The organism is Ruminococcus sp. 1001713B170207_170306_F1 (assembly GCF_015668065.1).
In the GTDB taxonomy this organism is placed as follows: domain Bacteria; phylum Bacillota; class Clostridia; order Lachnospirales; family Lachnospiraceae; genus Blautia_A; species Blautia_A faecis.
The window spans coordinates 53,318-72,013 of the sequence record NZ_JADPEX010000026.1 but is presented as its reverse complement, the minus strand read 5'-3'; the positions used below and the strand labels follow the sequence as shown (position 1 = coordinate 72,013).

The 18,696-nt window shown below is 41.8% G+C and carries 15 protein-coding genes, 1 tRNA gene and 1 pseudogene; 4 read left to right on the top strand and 13 right to left on the bottom strand.

Annotation, left to right across the window (positions count from 1 at the left end):
* Window positions 1-35: 35 nt before the first annotated feature.
* Window positions 36-109 (bottom strand) — tRNA-Arg (locus tag I4V84_RS15090).
* Window positions 110-1,026: 917 nt separating this feature from the next.
* Here I4V84_RS15090 and I4V84_RS15085 point away from each other — a divergent pair.
* The 3 genes from I4V84_RS15085 (at window position 1,027) to I4V84_RS15075 (ending at window position 5,645) form a co-directional block, all read left to right on the top strand.
* Window positions 1,027-1,818 carry a LytTR family DNA-binding domain-containing protein gene (locus I4V84_RS15085; protein WP_195992790.1) on the top strand — a complete coding sequence of 264 codons (792 nt, stop codon included), beginning with the start codon at window positions 1,027-1,029 and terminating at the stop codon, window positions 1,816-1,818.
* 182 nt (window positions 1,819-2,000) lie between these two features.
* Window positions 2,001-3,983: an alkyl sulfatase dimerization domain-containing protein gene (locus I4V84_RS15080; protein WP_195992789.1), complete on the top strand. Its 1,983-nt coding sequence runs from the start codon at window positions 2,001-2,003 to the stop codon at window positions 3,981-3,983.
* 264 nt (window positions 3,984-4,247) lie between these two features.
* On the top strand, window positions 4,248-5,645 hold the full coding sequence (locus tag I4V84_RS15075; protein ID WP_207748683.1) for a DUF1254 domain-containing protein: 1,398 nt from the start codon (window positions 4,248-4,250) through the stop codon (window positions 5,643-5,645).
* 89 nt (window positions 5,646-5,734) lie between these two features.
* Here the strand turns inward: I4V84_RS15075 and I4V84_RS15070 are convergent, their stop codons facing one another.
* The 10 genes and pseudogenes from I4V84_RS15070 to I4V84_RS15025 all read right to left on the bottom strand — a co-directional run.
* Entirely contained in the window at window positions 5,735-7,189 is a 1,455-nt protein-coding gene (locus I4V84_RS15070) for a GGDEF domain-containing protein (protein ID WP_195992787.1), read from the bottom strand.
* Entirely contained in the window at window positions 7,186-8,220 is a 1,035-nt protein-coding gene (locus I4V84_RS15065) for an ABC transporter substrate-binding protein (RefSeq protein ID WP_195992785.1), read from the bottom strand. The genes I4V84_RS15070 and I4V84_RS15065 overlap by 4 nt, the downstream gene beginning before the upstream one ends.
* Before the next feature lie 190 nt (window positions 8,221-8,410).
* The gene (locus I4V84_RS15060) at window positions 8,411-10,027 is read right to left on the bottom strand and encodes an FMN-binding protein (protein WP_195992783.1); all 1,617 of its coding nucleotides are present in this window, start codon (window positions 10,025-10,027) and stop codon (window positions 8,411-8,413) included.
* 184 nt (window positions 10,028-10,211) lie between these two features.
* Window positions 10,212-11,396 carry a YgeY family selenium metabolism-linked hydrolase gene (locus I4V84_RS15055; protein WP_195992781.1) on the bottom strand — a complete coding sequence of 395 codons (1,185 nt, stop codon included), beginning with the start codon at window positions 11,394-11,396 and terminating at the stop codon, window positions 10,212-10,214.
* Between the two features lie 3 nt (window positions 11,397-11,399).
* On the bottom strand, window positions 11,400-12,008 hold the full coding sequence (locus I4V84_RS15050) for a cytidylate kinase-like family protein (protein WP_173718480.1): 609 nt from the start codon (window positions 12,006-12,008) through the stop codon (window positions 11,400-11,402).
* 134 nt (window positions 12,009-12,142) lie between these two features.
* Window positions 12,143-13,237: an alanine/ornithine racemase family PLP-dependent enzyme gene (locus tag I4V84_RS15045; protein WP_195992779.1), complete on the bottom strand. Its 1,095-nt coding sequence runs from the start codon at window positions 13,235-13,237 to the stop codon at window positions 12,143-12,145.
* Window positions 13,238-13,424: 187 nt separating this feature from the next.
* Entirely contained in the window at window positions 13,425-14,150 is a 726-nt protein-coding gene (locus I4V84_RS15040) for an amino acid ABC transporter ATP-binding protein (RefSeq protein WP_148463067.1), read from the bottom strand.
* 12 nt (window positions 14,151-14,162) lie between these two features.
* Window positions 14,163-14,816: an amino acid ABC transporter permease gene (locus tag I4V84_RS15035; protein WP_148463066.1), complete on the bottom strand. Its 654-nt coding sequence runs from the start codon at window positions 14,814-14,816 to the stop codon at window positions 14,163-14,165.
* A gap of 326 nt (window positions 14,817-15,142) precedes the next feature.
* Window positions 15,143-15,910, bottom strand: coding sequence for a transporter substrate-binding domain-containing protein (locus tag I4V84_RS15030; RefSeq protein ID WP_148463065.1), 768 nt, complete (start codon window positions 15,908-15,910; stop codon window positions 15,143-15,145).
* A pseudogene (locus I4V84_RS15025) lies at window positions 15,907-16,188 on the bottom strand (DUF6783 domain-containing protein); the annotation flags it as partial. The pseudogene I4V84_RS15025 and the gene I4V84_RS15030, both read right to left, overlap by 4 nt.
* On the opposite strand from I4V84_RS15025, the gene I4V84_RS20830 reads away from it, so the two are divergent.
* Window positions 16,126-16,263, top strand: a complete 138-nt coding sequence (locus tag I4V84_RS20830; RefSeq protein ID WP_334286127.1) for a DUF6783 domain-containing protein — start codon at window positions 16,126-16,128, stop codon at window positions 16,261-16,263. The pseudogene I4V84_RS15025 and the gene I4V84_RS20830 sit on opposite strands and share 63 nt — an antisense overlap.
* A 14-nt stretch (window positions 16,264-16,277) precedes the next feature.
* Here the strand turns inward: I4V84_RS20830 and I4V84_RS15020 are convergent, their stop codons facing one another.
* Both I4V84_RS15020 and serS read right to left on the bottom strand, forming a co-directional pair.
* Window positions 16,278-17,150, bottom strand: a complete 873-nt coding sequence (locus I4V84_RS15020; protein ID WP_195380101.1) for a DUF3881 family protein — start codon at window positions 17,148-17,150, stop codon at window positions 16,278-16,280.
* 190 nt (window positions 17,151-17,340) lie between these two features.
* Window positions 17,341-18,633 (bottom strand): serine--tRNA ligase, encoded by a 1,293-nt coding sequence (gene serS / locus I4V84_RS15015; protein ID WP_148463062.1) that lies wholly within the window; start codon window positions 18,631-18,633, stop codon window positions 17,341-17,343.
* Window positions 18,634-18,696 lie beyond the last annotated feature (63 nt).

Sequence of the window (18,696 nt, the reverse complement as noted above, 5' to 3'; positions counted from 1 at the left end):
CTAATCCAGCTAACATTTTCGAACGCTTTGAAGCCCGTCGCCAAGAGGATTTGAACCTCCGACCCCTCGCTTAGGAGGCGAGTGCTCTATCCAGCTGAGCTATGACGACACATGCCGCAAACCCTTGATTTTACTGGGTTTCTAGGATTTTTCCCTTCGGCCATATATAAGATTATCAACTCTTTTTCGAGTTGTCAATCTACAGATTTTTTTGATTTGGTAACATTAGAACGTTCCCCAATTTGGGGAATGCTTTGTTGTCACCATTAGCATTTTTCAGAATAGATTCGAACTGAAAGTTGTTTTTCATTTTTTCCCTTTGGGGAATGCCTCGGCTTTCTCTTAGGAGGCGAGTGCTCTATCCAGCTGAGCTATGACGACACATGCCGCAAACCCTTGATTTTACTGGGTTTCTGGGATTTTTCCCTTCGGCCATATATAAGATTATCAACTCTCTTTCGAGTTGTCAATCTACAGATTTTTTTGATTTGGTAACATTAGAACGTTCCCCAATTTGGGGAATGCTTTGTTGTCACCATTAGCATTTTTCAGAATAGATTCGAACTGAAAGTTGTTTTTCATTTTTTCCCTTTGGGGAATGCCTCGGCTTTCTCTTAGGAGGCGAACCCTCTATCCTGCTGAGGTACTGGGACATTCTTAAAAATCTATTCAATTTTATCTAGTTATCATATCAAAAGGCGTTTGTTCCACCTAGCCCTTAGGAGGCACTTGTTCTATCCATTAAACTAACAGGACAAATCTGTAGCTTCAATTGTACTATAATTACACACAAATTACAAGACTTTTCTTCTGTTCCGCCCTTACAATGGTTACTGTTCGTTAGAGCATGTTTGAAAAAAGCTTTCTACAAGATATGCATTACGAAGCAGTTACCACTTTTGAAACACAAATTGATGCACTATACGGTTGGCATCTGTATACTTGTAAGAGCTTTGACACAGTGCTAGAATAGTAAAAGTTGTATTTTTCAAATAGATTTTTAATTACCAGAAGGAGACCTCAGCCATGCAGCAGGAATTCATTACAGTAACCTTCAATCGCACGAAGATCGCGATCCGATGTGCAGACATTCTCTATGTGATCATGTCAGATGATCATTGCAGGATTCATATGTTTGATGGAAACGTGTATCGTTGCCGAATGACACTGAAAGAATTAAAGAAACAATTGAATGAAGAATTTATTGAGGTAAAACGTGGCTGTATGGTAGCTGTATCTGCAATCAGTGATATTGGAGACAGGATTTTGCTGTCTAATGGTGAGAAAATTTGCTATGCAAAACGTAAAAAAAGGGTGCTCAGAGAAGAACTGCAGAAAAATCAGGAGCTTATAATTGCAAAAATCAGTAAAAAAAAGCTGCCGCTGACAGCAGAAGAATATCGCAAATATTATAAAATATGTGATGCTCTCCCTTTTGCATTCACGGATATAGAAATGGTATTCAATGAAGAAAAAAAGGCAGTGGACTGGATCTTCCGCTATGGGAATGAAGCGTTAGCTGCCCTGGAAAAGCAGCCCTTAGACAAGATGATCGGAAGTTCCTTTTCCAGTCTTTTTTCCAATATGGACGCAAAATGGCTTCATGTTTATGAACGCGCCACCTTGTATGGTGAAACACTGGAAATCATGGATTATAGTCCTGAAATAGATACGAATCTGAAAATTATATGTTTTCCTACATTTCCGGGACACTGTGGATGCATTTTGTTTAATGCAGACAAAATGAAATCTATAAGTGAAAAAAATCATCTGGTCAGATTGGTTGAAGTTTCCATGAAAAGTAATTCCTCTAAATAACAAATGTCGTTTTACCGCTTATTAGGTTGATTTACCGCAATAGAAATGTTATTTCTCTATAATTCGATTGTTCCCCTGATACATTCATGCTATATTTTTATTAGATATTGTTTTTTGCAAGCAATTAAGATTTACAGCAGAAAATATCTGATTTTTTTGCAGAACAAGGGGGAAAACGTATCATGAAAAGAAAAAAAGCAGTTACTTTGACTACCGCTGCATTGGCACTTACTATGGCTGTTTGTGGCAGTTCCACCGCAATTGCCGCATCAGAATTAACAGCAGAAAGCAAACCAGCCACCCAGTATACCATTGATGCAAATCAGGAAGTTTATGCATTGCTGGATTTCGAGGATACTGAGGAGTTTGAAAATGCTACAAAAGGTCTGATTGCGTCTCCGGATACTCTGGATATTTATGATGAGAACGGGAAGCTTGTATGGAGTCAGACGGCATATGCTTTTCTGGATCAGGATGCTCCGGATACAGCGAATCCAAGTCTTTGGAGAGATACACAGCTGAATCATATTTATGGTCTTTTTGAAGTAACCGATGGAATCTATCAGGTGCGTGGCTATGACATGTCAAATATCACCTTCATAAAAGGTGATACGGGATGGATTGTAGTAGATCCACTGATGAGCATGGAATGTGCGGCAGCGGCTTTTTCCCTGGTGGAAGAGAATCTGGGCACTTTTCCTGTAAAGGCAGTGATTTACAGCCATTCCCATGTTGATCATTTCGGTGGAGTCAGGGGAATTATTTCAGAAGAAGATGTACAATCCGGTGATGTGCAGGTAATTGCACCGGAGGGCTTTGAGAAGCATGCTGTCAGCGAGAATATTTATGCAGGTACTGCCATGGGGCGCAGAGCAAGCTATCAGTATGGAACCATGCTTGAGGCCAGTGAAACAGGAGCTCTTGCCATTGGTATTGGCATGGGGCAGTCCAGGGGCAGTACAAGTTATATTTCTCCTACACTTGAAATCACAGAAACCGGTGAGAAGCATACTATTGATGGAGTGGAACTTGAATTTCAGCTTACTCCGGGTACCGAAGCACCGGCGGAGATGAACTTCTGGATTGGATCGAAAAATGCTTTGTGGATGGCTGAAAACTGTACAGGAACACTCCACAACCTGTATACACTCCGCGGAGCCCAGGTACGTGACGGAAACGCATGGGCAGAGTACATTATGGAATCTCTGGCACTTTATGGTGATCAGGCAGATGTAGTATTCCAGTCTCATAACTGGCCACATTGGGGAAAGGATATTATTCAGGAATATATGACCAATACTGCAGCTGTGTATAAGTTTATTAACGACCAGACATTGCTTTACATTAATGAAGGTTATACGGAGACAGAGATTGCTAATATGATCCAGCTTCCCAAGGAGTTGGAGAAAGTCTGGTATACCCGTCAGTATTATGGCACAGTTTCTCATAATTCGAAGGCAGTATATGAGAAATACATGGGATGGTATGACGGTAATCCTGTCCATCTTGCTGAACTTACACCATCGGATTATGCACAAAAGCTGGTAGAATATTTCGGTGACACAGATGCGGTTCTTGAAAAAGCAAAAGAAGATTTTGCAAAGGGAGAATATCAGTGGGTTGCCCAGATCACCAATACGCTGGTTTTTGCTGATCCGGAAAATATGGATGCACGTTATCTTTGTGCAGATGCATTAGAGCAATTGGGGTATCAGGCAGAATCCGGTCCATGGCGCAGTGCTTACCTTTGTGCGGCACAGGAGCTGCGAAATGGTACAAATACCGATGATGCAACGCGAGGCAATGGTAACGGTGATGTTATTTTACATATGACACCTGAAATGATTTTGGATTATCTGGGAATTCTTGTAGATACAACGAAGGTTCCGGATCTGACGTTTACAGCAAATCTTATATTGCCGGAAGGTAATTATGTACTCCGCGTGAAAAATGGTGTACTTCTTTATCAGAAAGATACACAGGATGCGGATGCGGATGTGACATGGACTACCAAACGTGCCGGACTGCTGTCTATTATTCAGAAAAACACGGAAAATATTGCAGCTTTGATCCAGCAGGAGGGTGATGAGACCTGCCTGACACGATTGATGGATGCAGTTACGGTTACCTCAGAGTATAAATATTTTAATATTATCGAGCCATAAAATTTGGTGCTGGAAGCGTGACATACCTGTTGTTGCAGGCGTGTCGGTTTCCTATATGTTTAGAGAGTGTTTAACCGAATCAAGTAAGTCCCCTGGGGCGATTGCAAAAAGCAATAAGCAGTGGGTGGGAACTTGCTTGTATCAGGAGAAGTGCAAGCTCCTTCAGATAAACTGCGAAGCAATTATTCGGTTATGAGCAAGTAGCAAAGCGGATCTGGAATATCCGCTTGACAAAATCATAAATACTTACAGGAGGATATGGATATGAAAAGATTTGCAGCTCTTATAGCCAGTGCAGCATTGGTGCTGTCAGGCTATTCCAGCAATGTGCAGGTATTTGCAGCAGCTGCTGACAGTGAGACAGATGAAAATATATGGGAGACTGTGGAAGATGCTTATGTTTATGCATTTCCACTGGTGCTTATGGATGCGACTGAGATTTCAGCAACGAACACAGAGGAAGCTGTTACCGGGAAAGCACCTGTAAATCAGTTTATACACAGTGTTGCACAGGCAAATGCACAATTCAGGAATGTGGTAACTCCTAATGTGGATACGATCTATTCACAGGTATGGTATGATCTGAGCGAGGAACCAATGGTCTATGAGCTTCCGGAAACAGATCGTTTTTGTAAGGTTCAGGTGCTGGATGCCTGGACAAACACTGCCGCAGTTCTCGATCAGGCAGGTGCATATGCAATTACTCTTTCTACATGGGAGGGAGAACTGCCTAAGGGCGTTACCCGTATAGATGTTCCCACATCCATGGCATGGTCTATCACCAGAACCATTTTATCAGGAGAAGAGGATTTGCCAAATGTGCGTGCCATTCAGGAAAAAATGAAACTAATGCCACTTTCCAATTATATATCTGGAGATACTTATGAGCCTCCAAAGGGCAGCTATAGCGAAGAGAATAATTATGTTCCTGTTGATAAGGTTCTTTCCATGGATCCGGTTACATTTTTTAATAAGGCCAATGAATTAATGGTAAAGAATTCTCCGGCAGCTGCAGATAAGGAAATGCTTGAAAAAATAGCTGCTGTGAATGTAGGACCTGGTATGGAATTTGACGCTTCTGTTCTTACCGGTGATGTTGCCAAAAGCTGGAAAACAATGCTTACAGAAATTCGGCCAAAGCTTGTTAAAGAGGGAATGAAATTCTCAAAGAAGCTTGGCCAGTGGAGTTATTTTGGTGCACCAATCGGAGATTGTAACACAGAATATGCTTATCGTGCACTGGTAGCACTTGCAGGGCTTGGTGCCAATACCGTTGAGGTTGCATTGTATGCCAAGACAGAACAGGATGCGGATGGAAATCTTCTGACAGGAGAAAAATCCTATATCCTTCATTTCGAAAGCTATCCGCTGGTTCTTGAAGGGGGGTTCTGGTCTGTGACTGCATACGGGGATGATGACTTCCTGATTGATAATCCAATTGATCGTTACTGCATAAATGACCGTTCCGGTTTGAAAGCGAATGAGGATGGTTCCATTGATGTCATTCTGTCTAAAGATGCACCGGAGGATACCCCAAACTGGCTTCCTGTGGGTGACGGTGGCTTCCACCTGTATATGCGTATCTATACACCTGATGTGGATGCACTGGACACCTGGACGGCACCAGCCATTACAGAGATTGATCCGGCAAACGTGAATTAATATTTCCACAGGATACATTTATCAAGTAAAAAAGGATCCCTCGCAAGGTAGAAGGCTAACAAGCCTCGACCTTGCCGGGATCCTTTCATTTACATTCCTTTCATTTTAAAATCAGCTTTCCCATTCTGTTTCACCTTATACAAAGCCATATCTGCGCTTTTACAAAGAGACATAACGTCTTCTCCCTGTTCCGGGAATGCAGCTCCGCCTGCGCTGGCTGAAAGCTCTACAGCCTCTCCTGTAGGCAGTGTAAGCTGGGAAATCATCCTCTGAAACGTTTCCATATAAGTCCGCGTCATTTCCCCTGTAAGATTCTTCAGGTAAACCACAAATTCATCACCGCCATACCGGCCGATTATGCTATCCTCCGGGAAACAGCTTTTCATAGTTTTCGCAAAATGCTTCAGGCAGAAGTCTCCATTGTTATGACCGTAAGTATCATTATAAATTTTAAAATTATCTACATCAATAAAGATGAAGATACCTGGCGTTTTTTTACGCAATTCTTCTTCCACGGCAATCTGAAAAGCTCTGCGGTTCAGAATTCCGGTAAGAGGATCTGTAGTAGACAATCCCATGTATATTTTCTTATCTTTTTTCTCCAACAGCACAAGGGTCAGCATGTACAGTATCGTGAAGCCTACCAGAATACTTCCATATACTCCGCCCCAGGCGGAAAACTGCTGGGTAATATCAGAAATATTCTTATTTGTCAGTTCAACGATCACATACCAGCCTGGCATAACAGAAATACTTCTATAGGAAATTGTAGATTCCTCTCCTCTGATAATAGCGGAAAATCTCCCATCCTTCTTTCCGGAACGCATGTCCTTTATCCACTGGTTGTAGGAATAACCTGCATCATACTGGAAATACTTCTGCTGAAGTAAAAGATTGTTCCAACTGCCAGACGGGCCGGAATTGTCACTGACACAGGTAATAAAATTTTCTGAATCGGCCTTTAACAGGTGAATACTGATCTTGCCCTGAAGCAGCTCATACTCACCCAACTGTCTGAGATTTTCAATCATAATCGACACATAAAGTGTATGAACCAGTGAAGTATCCCCTACTGGCACAAAAACGGTCATGGTCATATTTCCAGTTCTGCTGGACTGGTAAGGATCCGAGTTAAAAGACGTATCCGAAGCCAGCGCCGCCTCATCCAGCTTCTTCTTTTTGATATCGGAAACAGCGCAGCTGCTGCTGCCATAAATTTCGCCATCATTCATAATAAAACCAATATCACCGAAAACAGTCTTGTCAAGATTTTTCTCCAGCTGTTCCAGGATTTCCTCCGGTTGGGCATTTTCCATAGACCGGATCATCTTTATATCTTCCTGTACATAGTTCTGAAGATATTCCATAGAATCATTCATCTTTTCCGCGTACAGGCCTGTGATCAGCTCCAGATGCTCTGTATTGAAATTCCGCGCAATTCTGCTCAGGTGAAAGTATGCCGCCACGATAATGACAAGGCAGACTACCAGATACAAAGCCAGCAGGACTTTTCTTTTTGTTTTATTTTTTCTTCGATCTTTCATGAGACAGCATTCTCCATAAGGTAATCAGAATCAACCATAATAACTCCGGTATCAAAATACTTCTGCTCTGATTTTTCTCCCTTTATAAGAGAATTCAGGGAAAGCATTCCCAGATATCCCATCTGATCCTGTTTCTGCAGCACAGTCACTGCATGATACTCCGGATTCTGAAGCATCTGTTTCGTTTCGTCCGCCAGGTCAAAACCCACCAGCACTACATCTGTTCTTTCTTCTTCAAAAAGAGTATTTACGATGCCGACAGTAGATGTGTTATTACAGCCGAAAAAGCCCTTTATATCTGCATTTTCTCTCAATAATGCAGAAGCATCCGATTGTGCCTTTTTCGTATCACCGCCATTAACTCTTATATCCTGAACGATTTCCCACTGCTCCGGTGCATTGCCCGCCCAGAAATTCAGGAATCCGGAAACACGATTTACCATTGCCTGTGAACTATCCGATGACAACTGGATTCCCACTTCCAGTGGGTCTGTCGGTGAATTTCCTGCATCATACAGCAACTCCAGCATTTCTTTCGCTGCCATTTCTCCGGCATCTATATTATCTGTCATGTAACAGGCATCAAATTCGCTGCTGTTAATAGAAGAATCAATAAGTACTATCGGAATATCCTTTTCCCGTACCTTCTGACAGCTGTCTGCCAGTGAATTGGAATCTGCCGGAGCCAGCAGGATTCCGTCAGCGCCTTGCTCCATAGCCTGGTTCATCAGGTCAATCTGACCGGAAATGTCAGTTTCGTTATCAATTCCGCCAAGATAAACCGCTTCATCCAGTTTTTTTGCAGCTTCTGTTATACCATCTATTACCTTCTCCCAGTAAGCACCATGATAATTTTTCAGAATAACATATATTTGCTTATCGCTTTCCGGATTAGAAATACAGGTATAGTCCACCACAGCGGGCTGCTCTGCTGCCTCCTCCATGTTTGCCTTCGAACTCCCCGAGCAGCCTCCCAGCAGAACAGATGCCACTCCCACAAAAATCAACCGATATGCTTTCGTTCGTCTCATTTTTTCCCCAGTACTTATACTCCAAATTGTAACGCTTGCAGCGCAGATATTGAATAGTTACCAGATATTTTACATTTTTGCATATATTTTTTGTGTATATCTGATATATTATATGCCTGATGTATAAGGGCTGTCAATGTCTATTCTTCACGATTCCCAGTCTGCATCCTCCGTTTCTGATTTCTGTTATCTATTTTTCATACTCCTTAACCTTCTTTTCATACTCTTCCTGGTTTTCTATTACATGTTTTACAATATGTCCATGGCTTTTCTTCTTGGCAGCCAGATTCCGGCCAGGACGTTCGGCATATTGATCTTCGGGAATCTCCAATGCATTTGCCACAGCATGAATAATTCCGTTGCTGCTGTATGTGGCTCCGCTGACAGCATCAATGTTCAGACTTTGTTCCTCTTTCATCTCTTCAATTACAACTGGCGCAGCTTTAAAAAAATATTCTTCTGTGTCACAGTATGAGAAGATGGAAATATCCGTTACCTGCTGATTTTCCACAGTAACCTGAACTTCTACATCACCACGAAAAGCATCGGCAGATCCTGTATATACGCCATCGACAAGGTTCCGGAAGCGGCCTGCAGAAATAAATTCAGCCTTGTCCGCAGCTTTATCATCAGAACCATTCTCCGCAGTCTCTGAAATTCCTGCCTCCTTCAAAGCATTCTGTACAGCCTGAATCAGCCCCTTACTGCTATATGTAGCACCGGATACGGTATCTGCATTCGTATTCTGCTGTCCGATTATTGCAGAAAAGATTTCAGCTTTCGCTTTTTCCATATAAGACTTGTCATCCTCATAACTATCCAGTGTAAGACTGGTTATTTTTCCGTCCGCCACACTTACAGTGACACGCATCGCTCCACGATAGCCCTCACCTGTTCCAGTATAAGTACCGTCTTTATATCTGAAACCTTCAACAACACCGCCTGCTATATTTCTATCCTTCGTATAGCTTCTCGCCGTAAGGAGCTGGGAAGCCCCAATCATCACACACGTGAGCAATACTCCGATCACCATTCCATATTTAATTCCAAAATGCGCATTTCCTTTCGGGCACCAGCTAATGCACTGCTGGCACGCAATGCACTCTCCACCTGTAACTTGTTCCTTTTTCGTAAAATCAATTCCCATGCTGCATTTCGCAGTACACAAAGAACAGGCACTGCATTCTCGTCCGAGCTTTTCGATTTTCAAAAATGCACCTCTGGAAATCAGTGCATACACCGCTCCCATTGGACAGAAATATCTGCAAAAGAATCTCTTTACCAACACTGATCCTGTCAAAATCACCAAGAGTAAAATTCCCCCCACCGAGCACAAAGGCTTCACTCCCGGCCAATGTCCAGGCACAATATACTGGCCAAATATTTCCCACGGACCTTGCTTTTTCCAGGTCAAAACACCACTCCATATAAATATTACAAAATAAACAAGTACTCCATATTTTGCCAGTTTCAGAATTCGGTCAGCTTTCTTGTATATTTCTGGATTTCTGTTCCGCCTCCAGCTGCCTTTTCCCAGCTTCCGCGCTGCAAACCACAAGAAATCCTGCACAGCTCCAAAGCTGCAGAAAAATCCGCAAAAAAATCTCCCCACCAGTACACTTCCTGGCACTGTCGCGATTAGTACATACACCGAATACCTGACACTCTCCCAGGAAATACTTCCAGCATAGATCTGGGAAAAGATATCTCCAATAGCTGTAAATCCTGTTACGAACAGTTCTGGGATTAAGATAAACGACAGTAGTTGGATAACTATTTTTATCCAGTTGTTCTTTCTATTTTTCATTTTTTAGCTGCTTCTTTTTGTAGGCTATCTTTTTTCAACTGCTTCCAAAATTTCCATTTCACAAACACCGAAAGCCTATCAATAATCATAAAAAAGCACTCCCTTCCAAGTAATAGTATACTCAAAAAAGAATGCCTTTTCTATCATTTTCACATTATTTCTTCACTTTACCGAAAGCTATACATCATCCCAACAACGCCTTCATAATCCCCACATAACATCTGAATACATTTGTCAGATCTTCCACCTCCGCATATTCATCAATGGTATGCGCCAGATTTTCCCTTGCAGGTCCCATTCCAATAGTACGGATGCCAGCTTCTCCTGCATAATGACTTCCATTTGTACAGAAATTGTAGGTAGTTACCTCTGGAGAAAAACCCTCTTTTTCCAGTTCGGATTTTATTTTTGCCACCCACTCCTCTTCTGCGCCAAACAGCCAGCCTGGGAAAAAACGTTCTCCCTGGATTTTTTCTCCGGTGTAGCATTCCTCTTTTCCCACTGCATAAGAAACCTTATAGGAAAACTGCGGATCCTTTTTCTTCAGCTCTTCCATTTTTTCAATGATTGGCTGAAGCACGCTTTCCTTGGTTTCACCTACCAGAAGTCTGCGGTCATAGGTTGCACGGCAGTATTCCGGAACAACGGAGGCTCCTGGATATGGGGAAGATTTTACGTCTGTCAGCTCCAGGATTCCTTTTCCAAGTTTATTCTGGACAGGCGGTTCAATCTCACGGATAGCCTGAATGGCCTCACACATTTTATATACTGCATTTACGCCCCTTTCCGAGTTTGCTGAATGTGCCGGGACACCAAAGGTCTCAACCACAATTTCTGCACGGCCACGCTGTCCTACTTTTAAATTCATTTCAGATGCTTCACCAATTACCACATAATCCGGTTTCACTTTCGCACTTATTTTTCGCGCGGCAACACCTTCGAAGCATTCTTCATGCACAACACCTGCCACATATACATCTCCGGCAAAATTTTTCCCATTTTCCACCGCATATCTATGCGCAGCAACTGTAAATGCAGCTACCGCACCTTTCATATCAGCAGCTCCTCTGCCATAAAGCTTTCCATCTTCAACAACTGCATGAAATGGATCATGTTTCCAATCCTTTAAATTTCCAACTGGAACCGTGTCTATATGTCCATCAAACAGGACTTTCGAACCAGGATTTTTTCCTTTAATATGACCGATCACATTTCCGTAGCAGTCAGTTTCTATCTCATCGAAAACACCGGCCTCTTTCATATACGCCTTTAAAGCTTCCGCCGCTTTATCCTCGTGTCCTGAATAGCTCTGACAATTTATCAGACTTTTGGCCAGCTCAATTACTTTTTCGTCCCATTTTTCACTCATGGCCTATTGCTCCTCCTCGTCCGTCTTCGTACGGATCATTGCCTCCAGAATTTTCACACAGCCTTCGATTCCAAAAGTCTCTCTGTTTATAGTAAGATCCTTCTTTTTCTTATGGCTCCATTTTCCCATGGAGTAAAAACGGTAATAATTGTCCCGCGCCGCATCCATTTTCCGCACCAGCTTTTTGGCTTCTTTGGCAGAAATGTGGTGCTTCTTCATAATGTTGTCAATACGAAAGCTCTCCGGAGCATAAATAAACACACTCAGTACATCCGGCTCATCGTGAAGTACATAATCTGATAACCTGCCTATGATGATACAGGATTCCTTTGCATACAGGTCTCTCATGATCTGTGCTTCCTGATGAAAAAGCTTATCCTCCTGTGCAGAATTAATGCGTCCGTTTCCAAGATAAGGATCCATAAAACGCCGTTCCACGTTTTCGTCATATCCACACACAGAATTAACATCCACTCCTGATTTTGCAGCTGCCCTGGCAAGCAGTTCTTTATCATAGAGCTTTACTCCCAGACGTTCTGAAAGTACTTTTCCTATTTCATGACCTTCTGCACCGAATTCACGGCTGATAGTCAGTACAAAATGCTTTCCCATGATTTTCCTCCTGGATTTTATGTTTTTCTCAAAATTCTACGAACTACTGTTTTCATTTTGCATAAATTATATTTTCGCTTTTCTGTTTGCTTACAAAAAGTGCCACGTGAAACATTACTTGCAAACAGTAATTCTTATGATACCTTATACAAGCTCTCGTTTTTTTCCTTTTCTATCTCCTGTTTTTCATATATCTTTTCCACATATTTGCTGGTAAAAGCACGCATTACAGCAAAGTAACCTAAACGAAAGCAAATCCTGTCTCCAGTCTTAAATTCTTTCTCGCAGTCCGTTACATCCACAAGCAGATGATCGCTACTGGCTCCGATGATTTCCACGCCTTCATCTACCGGCCACATGGTTTCTACGTCAACATCCTGTCTGCCAAGGGCACAGATGGCTCTCTTTCGAATTCCCCTGTCTGTAAAAACAGGCACATGACCATAACTGTCCGCACCAATCTTTCCGATCGGCATAGACGGCTTTTCTTTAGATTCAATGATCTCAGCTTCCATGATAAATGCGTCGTTGCTGGTTCCCGGCAAATACTCATAGTTTGTCCGTTCTCTGCCAAACAGCACAGACTCACCAAGACGAAGGTTATTGATTCCTTCCGGAATCCCGTTTTCCAGCATCAGGTGAATAGTCGCAGAATTGCCACCACTGATACATACAGATGCATCGTATTTCTTTGCCAGACCAAGAAGCCGGTTCATTTTTTCCTCATCAGACTGTACAAAAGAAAAACAGGTCAGATTTGTACCAAGTCCATACAAATCCAACCCCTTTGCCTGCTTTGCATAGTTTATCGCTTCTGCCAGATGTTCTTCTTTAAAATAGCCTTCCCGCAGATCTCCCAGATCCACCATCAGAATTACTTTGTGTTTCTTTTTCAACTGTATGGCCTGTTGGTTAAGTGCTTTCAGTGTCTCAAGCTCAGAGTTTACCGACACATCACAGAACTGCACCACTTCTCTCGCCTCAGATATGGATGGCATACGGATCAGCCACTTTTCACAAGGCAGATTTTCATAATTTCTGATATTTTCAATTCTGGAATCTCCCAGCCTTTTTATCCCCTGATTCACCAGAGTCTGAGCAATCCTTTCCTCGCCACCAAAAACTTTGGTTACACCAGTTATTTCTATATGATGTTTTTCAGTCAGATCTTTCATGACTCTTACATTCTCTGCAATTTTATCCAGATTGATATGTATGCATGGATACAACTTTGACCACGCTCCTTATTAGATGATATGAGTGGCCCAAACTCTTCTGCCGTCCTGTCCACTGCAGTTTTTTTGCTTATTTAATGCCACAGATTGCAAATGAGGCCGGCAGATAAAAACACACTATGGGTGCATAGCTGCCAGCTTTCATAACAATATTGACTGAGCATAGATACTCGTTTTCAATTTACAGCACACTTGCAAGGAAGTTCCTGCATCTTTCCGTCTTCGGATGTGCAAACATTTCTTCCGGTTTTTCCTCTTCTACAATGTAACCGTCATCCATAAAAATGATTCTGTCCGCAACATCTCTTGCAAATCCCATTTCATGTGTAACTACAACCATAGTCATACCTTCTCTGGCAAGCTCTTTCATAACGTCCAGAACTTCTCCAACCATCTCCGGATCCAATGCACTGGTAGGCTCATCAAACAGCATAATCTTCGGGTTCATTGCAAGCGCACGGGCAATTGCCACACGCTGTTTCTGACCACCTGATAAGGTTACAGGATACACGTCTTTTTTATCCAGCAATCCAACTCTGTCCAGAAGCTGTTCTGCCTTTTTTACAGCCTCCGCTTTTGACATTTTTTTCAGCATAGTTGGTGCCAAAGTCATATTCTGCAGCACAGTATAGTTTGGAAAAAGATTAAAATGCTGAAATACCATTCCAATATTTTCACGGAACTGATTGATTTTCTTAATCTCGGAAATATTTTCTCCAAGAATCACAATATCGCCATCCTGCTTCTCTTCCAGTTTGTTCAGGCATCTGAGCAGGGTGGATTTTCCGGAACCGGACGGTCCGATCAGGCAAATCACTTCGCCCTCTTCTACATTAAAGGAGATGTCCTTCAGAACTTCCAGATCTCCAAATACTTTATGTAAATGTTTTACCTCGATAATTGCCATAATTCATTTCTCCTAACGTTTATCATAGCTGAGTCTGCGCTCTACTTTCTTGGAAAGCCATGTAAGAGCTGTAATCAATACAATATAAATGATTGCGGCATAGGAATATAATTCAAAGGCTTTGTAGTTTCTTGCAATAATGGTTTTGGCAGTCATTGTCAACTCATTAACACTGATTGCGGAAAGAATTGCAGTATCTTTCAGGCTGCTGATAAACTGGTTCATAAGAGACGGGATCATAATTTTTACCGCCTGTGGAAGAACAATTTTTCTCATAGTCTGAAAATAGCTTAAACCAAGACTTCTCGCTGCTTCCATCTGACCATAATCAATGGCCTGAATACCTGCCCGGAAAATTTCTGCCATATATGCAGAAGCATTAATTCCCAAAATAATAATTGCAGCCAGCACCAGGGTCAGGGAGTTTTTAATTACGCCAAAATACAAAAAAAGCGCCAGAATCATAAGCGGAATACCTCTTATAATTGTGATATACACACTGGCAATCTTCTGTAAGATACGACTATTGCTGATAGAAAAAATACAAAGTATAATACCAAGCGCCACCGCCAGGAGAATACCAAAAATCGCTATTATAATTGTCAGTTTCAGACCTTCCATCAGCCGTGGAAAGTATTCAACAAAATTAGAAAAATAATCTGCCATATTGTACCTCTTTATTATCGGATTTCTTTTTGTTTCCCTTTAAAAAGTTCCTTTTATTGCTGTTTGCTCCATTCAGCCCAAATATTTTCCGCAACATTACCTGCAAACAGCATCCATTTTTCAATAAGTTTGTTTTCCTGTAAAAAGTGCAAGGGAGAACGCTTTTTATATGCGTTCTCCCTTGAATGCCTTTTTACGATTCAGTTTTACTTTTCAATGATTATTTCTTCTGCTCATAACATTTCAACACCTTACAGTTATGAGTAAAAATATATTTTCCGTTGACTTTAATATTGCTTTATTATGCAGCTTTCTGTCTGTCTTTTTTATTCATATTCAGCAATAATCTCATCATATTTGCCGTTATCTCTGATTTTCTGAAGTCCTTCGTTAAACATTTTAAGAAGATCAGCATTCTCGCCTTTCTTTACAGCAAATCCATTCTGAGGTGCTTCCTCGATTGCGTCAATGGCAACTTTCAGATCTTCCTGCTCACCAATCTTGATCTGATAGCTGATTACCGGATAATCCTCGATAAGGAAATCAGCCTGTTTGTTTGCAACTGCCATCATCATACTTACAGAATCCGGATAAACAGTTGTCTCAAATCCGTATTCATCAGCATGATCTTCACACCACAGCTGACCGGTAGTTCCTTCCTTGCATGCTGCAACTTTTCCCTTAAGATCATCAAAATCAGAAATGGAATCATCATCCTTATTTACAACCAGTGCAGAACCAGATTCATAATATCCATCAGAGAAATCAACGCTCTCTTTTCTCTCATCTGTGATATTCATTCCTGCAATAGAACCATCAATTGTTCCTGAAACCAGTGCCGGGATGATACCTGAGAAATCCATAGGAGTCAACTCATATTCGAATCCCTCTTCCTCTGCAATTGCAGCCAGAAGTTCTACATCAATTCCTTTATAACTTCCATCATCCTGCTGAATGGAAAATGGAGCATATGCCTGGTCACATGCGATCTTGTAAACTTTCTCATCATCTGCAAATACCTGAGTTGCACCAAGGCCAGTCATCAGTCCCATTGTAAGTACCAGTCCCATTGAAATTGTTTTGAATTTTTTCATAGTTGATTTCCTCCTCGTAAAAAGATTGTTTTTAAGCCTGGAAACAAAAAAGGCGCAGACACATTGAAGTGTTCTACGCCTTTGTAGTTTCGTTTGCTTTTTGATAGTTCTGCATTATAGGAGCTTTTTTCGAAGTTGTCAAGAGCTTTTTTATTAACTTTGAGATTGTTTTTATAACTTAAATTAGAGCGTGTTTGAAAAAGGCTTTCTACAAAATGTGCGTCACAATTTGTGAGAGATTTCGCTCGGATGAGGGCGTCGTAGCGGGCTGCGGCAACCGAATTCGGGTGAAATATACCGCAAAGTGGGGCATGCAGATTGCGGGAATGATTTTTCAAACACGCTCTAGATGAATCTAAAGATTCGTCTAAAAATGCAGCTGCCCCTGCAGCCAAATCAGCCCCTTAAATCTGCGTCCCACAGCCGGTTCTCCTAGCAGATCCGCACAGTTTATACACACATCGAACTGGATATCATTGCACTCGATGGTCATCTGGCACAATTTCTCACCAGTGAGAATGTTCTTAAAATTCACAAAATCCACGATCTCGCCCATCACACTATACTGGTCACATTCAATTCCATGAGGCATAAAACAGGTATCCACAATTGTCAGCACATCATCTGTAACAATACGCTCAGAAATCATGGAATACATATCCATATCTTCCATTGTAAGGTCTTCCATGGCTTCTTCATCACCATTTCTGGCAGCCGCGATCAGATTATTGCGGTTTTTTGTCAGCTCCCGCTCTACTTTTACAGCTTCTTTATCTTTCTGGACCGGAAAAAGGATCTTCCCTTCTCTTGCCAGTCCTGTAATCGTCAGTGGCTGTCCTTCACGCACATTCCCCTTATACTTCTCCAGCATATATTCTGCAGGATTCTGAAGATAAAAGATCAAAGTCACGCCAAGGCGCATGTCATCACACGCCCCTGCGTAAGACTCTTTTTCTGCGTGTCTCTCCACGACTACACTCTCCTGAGAGGTGATTCCTGTGCCGCGAAAAAATGGAAATGAATATTCTACGTGAAACTCATTGTCTTCATCATACTGTCCACAGACTGTTATTCCACAGTCACAGCCATAATTCTTGGAATATTGTACAAAAACTCCATCCGGATGATTCTCCACTGCAATTTTCTCATCGTAAGTATTTATCACATCCTGAATGATTTCCTGCATTTCTTTACGTGACTTTACCTTTGAAAAGCCAACAGTTCTTAAATAACTATGCACATTATCACCTCCCTGTTAAGCAGTCTTATTGCAAATCAAACAATTTTTCAGATATTCAGATATTCTCCGGATCATCTGATACCTTACTTTTGACTATTACTATTTTCAGATCATTTACTTTTAATCTATTACTGTTTCAGATCAAAGTCCCATTTTCGGTATTTTTATACTATTTTGTTTTTAAGTCCAATTATTTGGACTTTTTCTCAATTTTTGTCATTCCACCCATGTATGGCTGAAGGGCAACTGGAATATTTACGCTTCCATCTGCATTCAGGTTGTTCTCAAGGAACGCGATCAGCATTCTTGGCGGAGCAACAACTGTGTTATTAAGAGTATGAGCAAGATATTTCTTGCCATCTTTTCCGTTTACACGGATTTTCAGACGACGTGCCTGTGCATCACCAAGGTTGGAGCAGCTTCCTACCTCAAAGTATTTCTTCTGTCTTGGAGACCATGCTTCAACATCCAGGGATTTCACTTTCAGGTCTGCCAGGTCACCAGAGCAGCATTCCAGTGTACGAACCGGAATATCCAGGGAACGAAACAGATCAACAGTGTTCTGCCACAGTTTGTCAAACCACATCTTGCTGTCCTCTGGATTGCAAACTACGATCATCTCCTGCTTCTCAAACTGGTGGATACGGTAAACGCCTCTCTCTTCAAGTCCATGAGCACCTTTCTCTTTACGGAAGCATGGAGAATAACTTGTAAGAGTTTTTGGAAGCTCTTCTTCCGGAATGATCTGGTCAATAAATTTACCAATCATAGAATGCTCACTGGTTCCGATCAGGTACAGATCCTCACCTTCGATCTTGTACATCATGGCATCCATCTCAGCGAAGCTCATAACACCTGTAACAACGTTACTTCTGATCATGAACGGCGGTACACAGTATGTGAATCCTCTGTTAATCATGAAATCACGTGCATATGCAATAACTGCAGAATGAAGTCTTGCGATATCCCCCATCAGATAATAGAAACCATTACCAGCAACACGTCTTGCGCTATCAAGGTCGATTCCGTCAAAAGCTTCCATGATTTCTGTATGATACGGAACTTCGAAATCCGGAACAACAGGCTCACCAAATTTCTCAATCTCAACGTTCTCGCTGTCATCTTTACCAATCGGTACAGATGGGTCAATGATATTCGGGATTACCATCATATCCTTCAGAAGCTCTTCCTCAACTTCTTTCTCTCTCTTGGAAAGTTCCTCAATACGCTCACCGGAAGCTGCAACCTGTTTCTTAACTTCCTCTGCTTCATCCTTCTTTCCCTGGCCCATAAGAGCACCAATCTGTTTGGAAATTTTATTTCTCTCTGCACGAAGAGCTTCTACTTCCTGTTTGATCTCGCGGTTTTCCTTATCCAACTCCAGAACCTTGTCAACCAGCTCCAGTTTGCTGTCCTGGAATTTATTGCGGATGTTCTGCTTTACGATTTCCGGGTTCTCTCTCACAAATTTAATGTCTAACATGTCTTCCTCCTGTACTGATACTTTTTTTTTCATAGCAAATATCTGTTTTATTTTTCCATATCT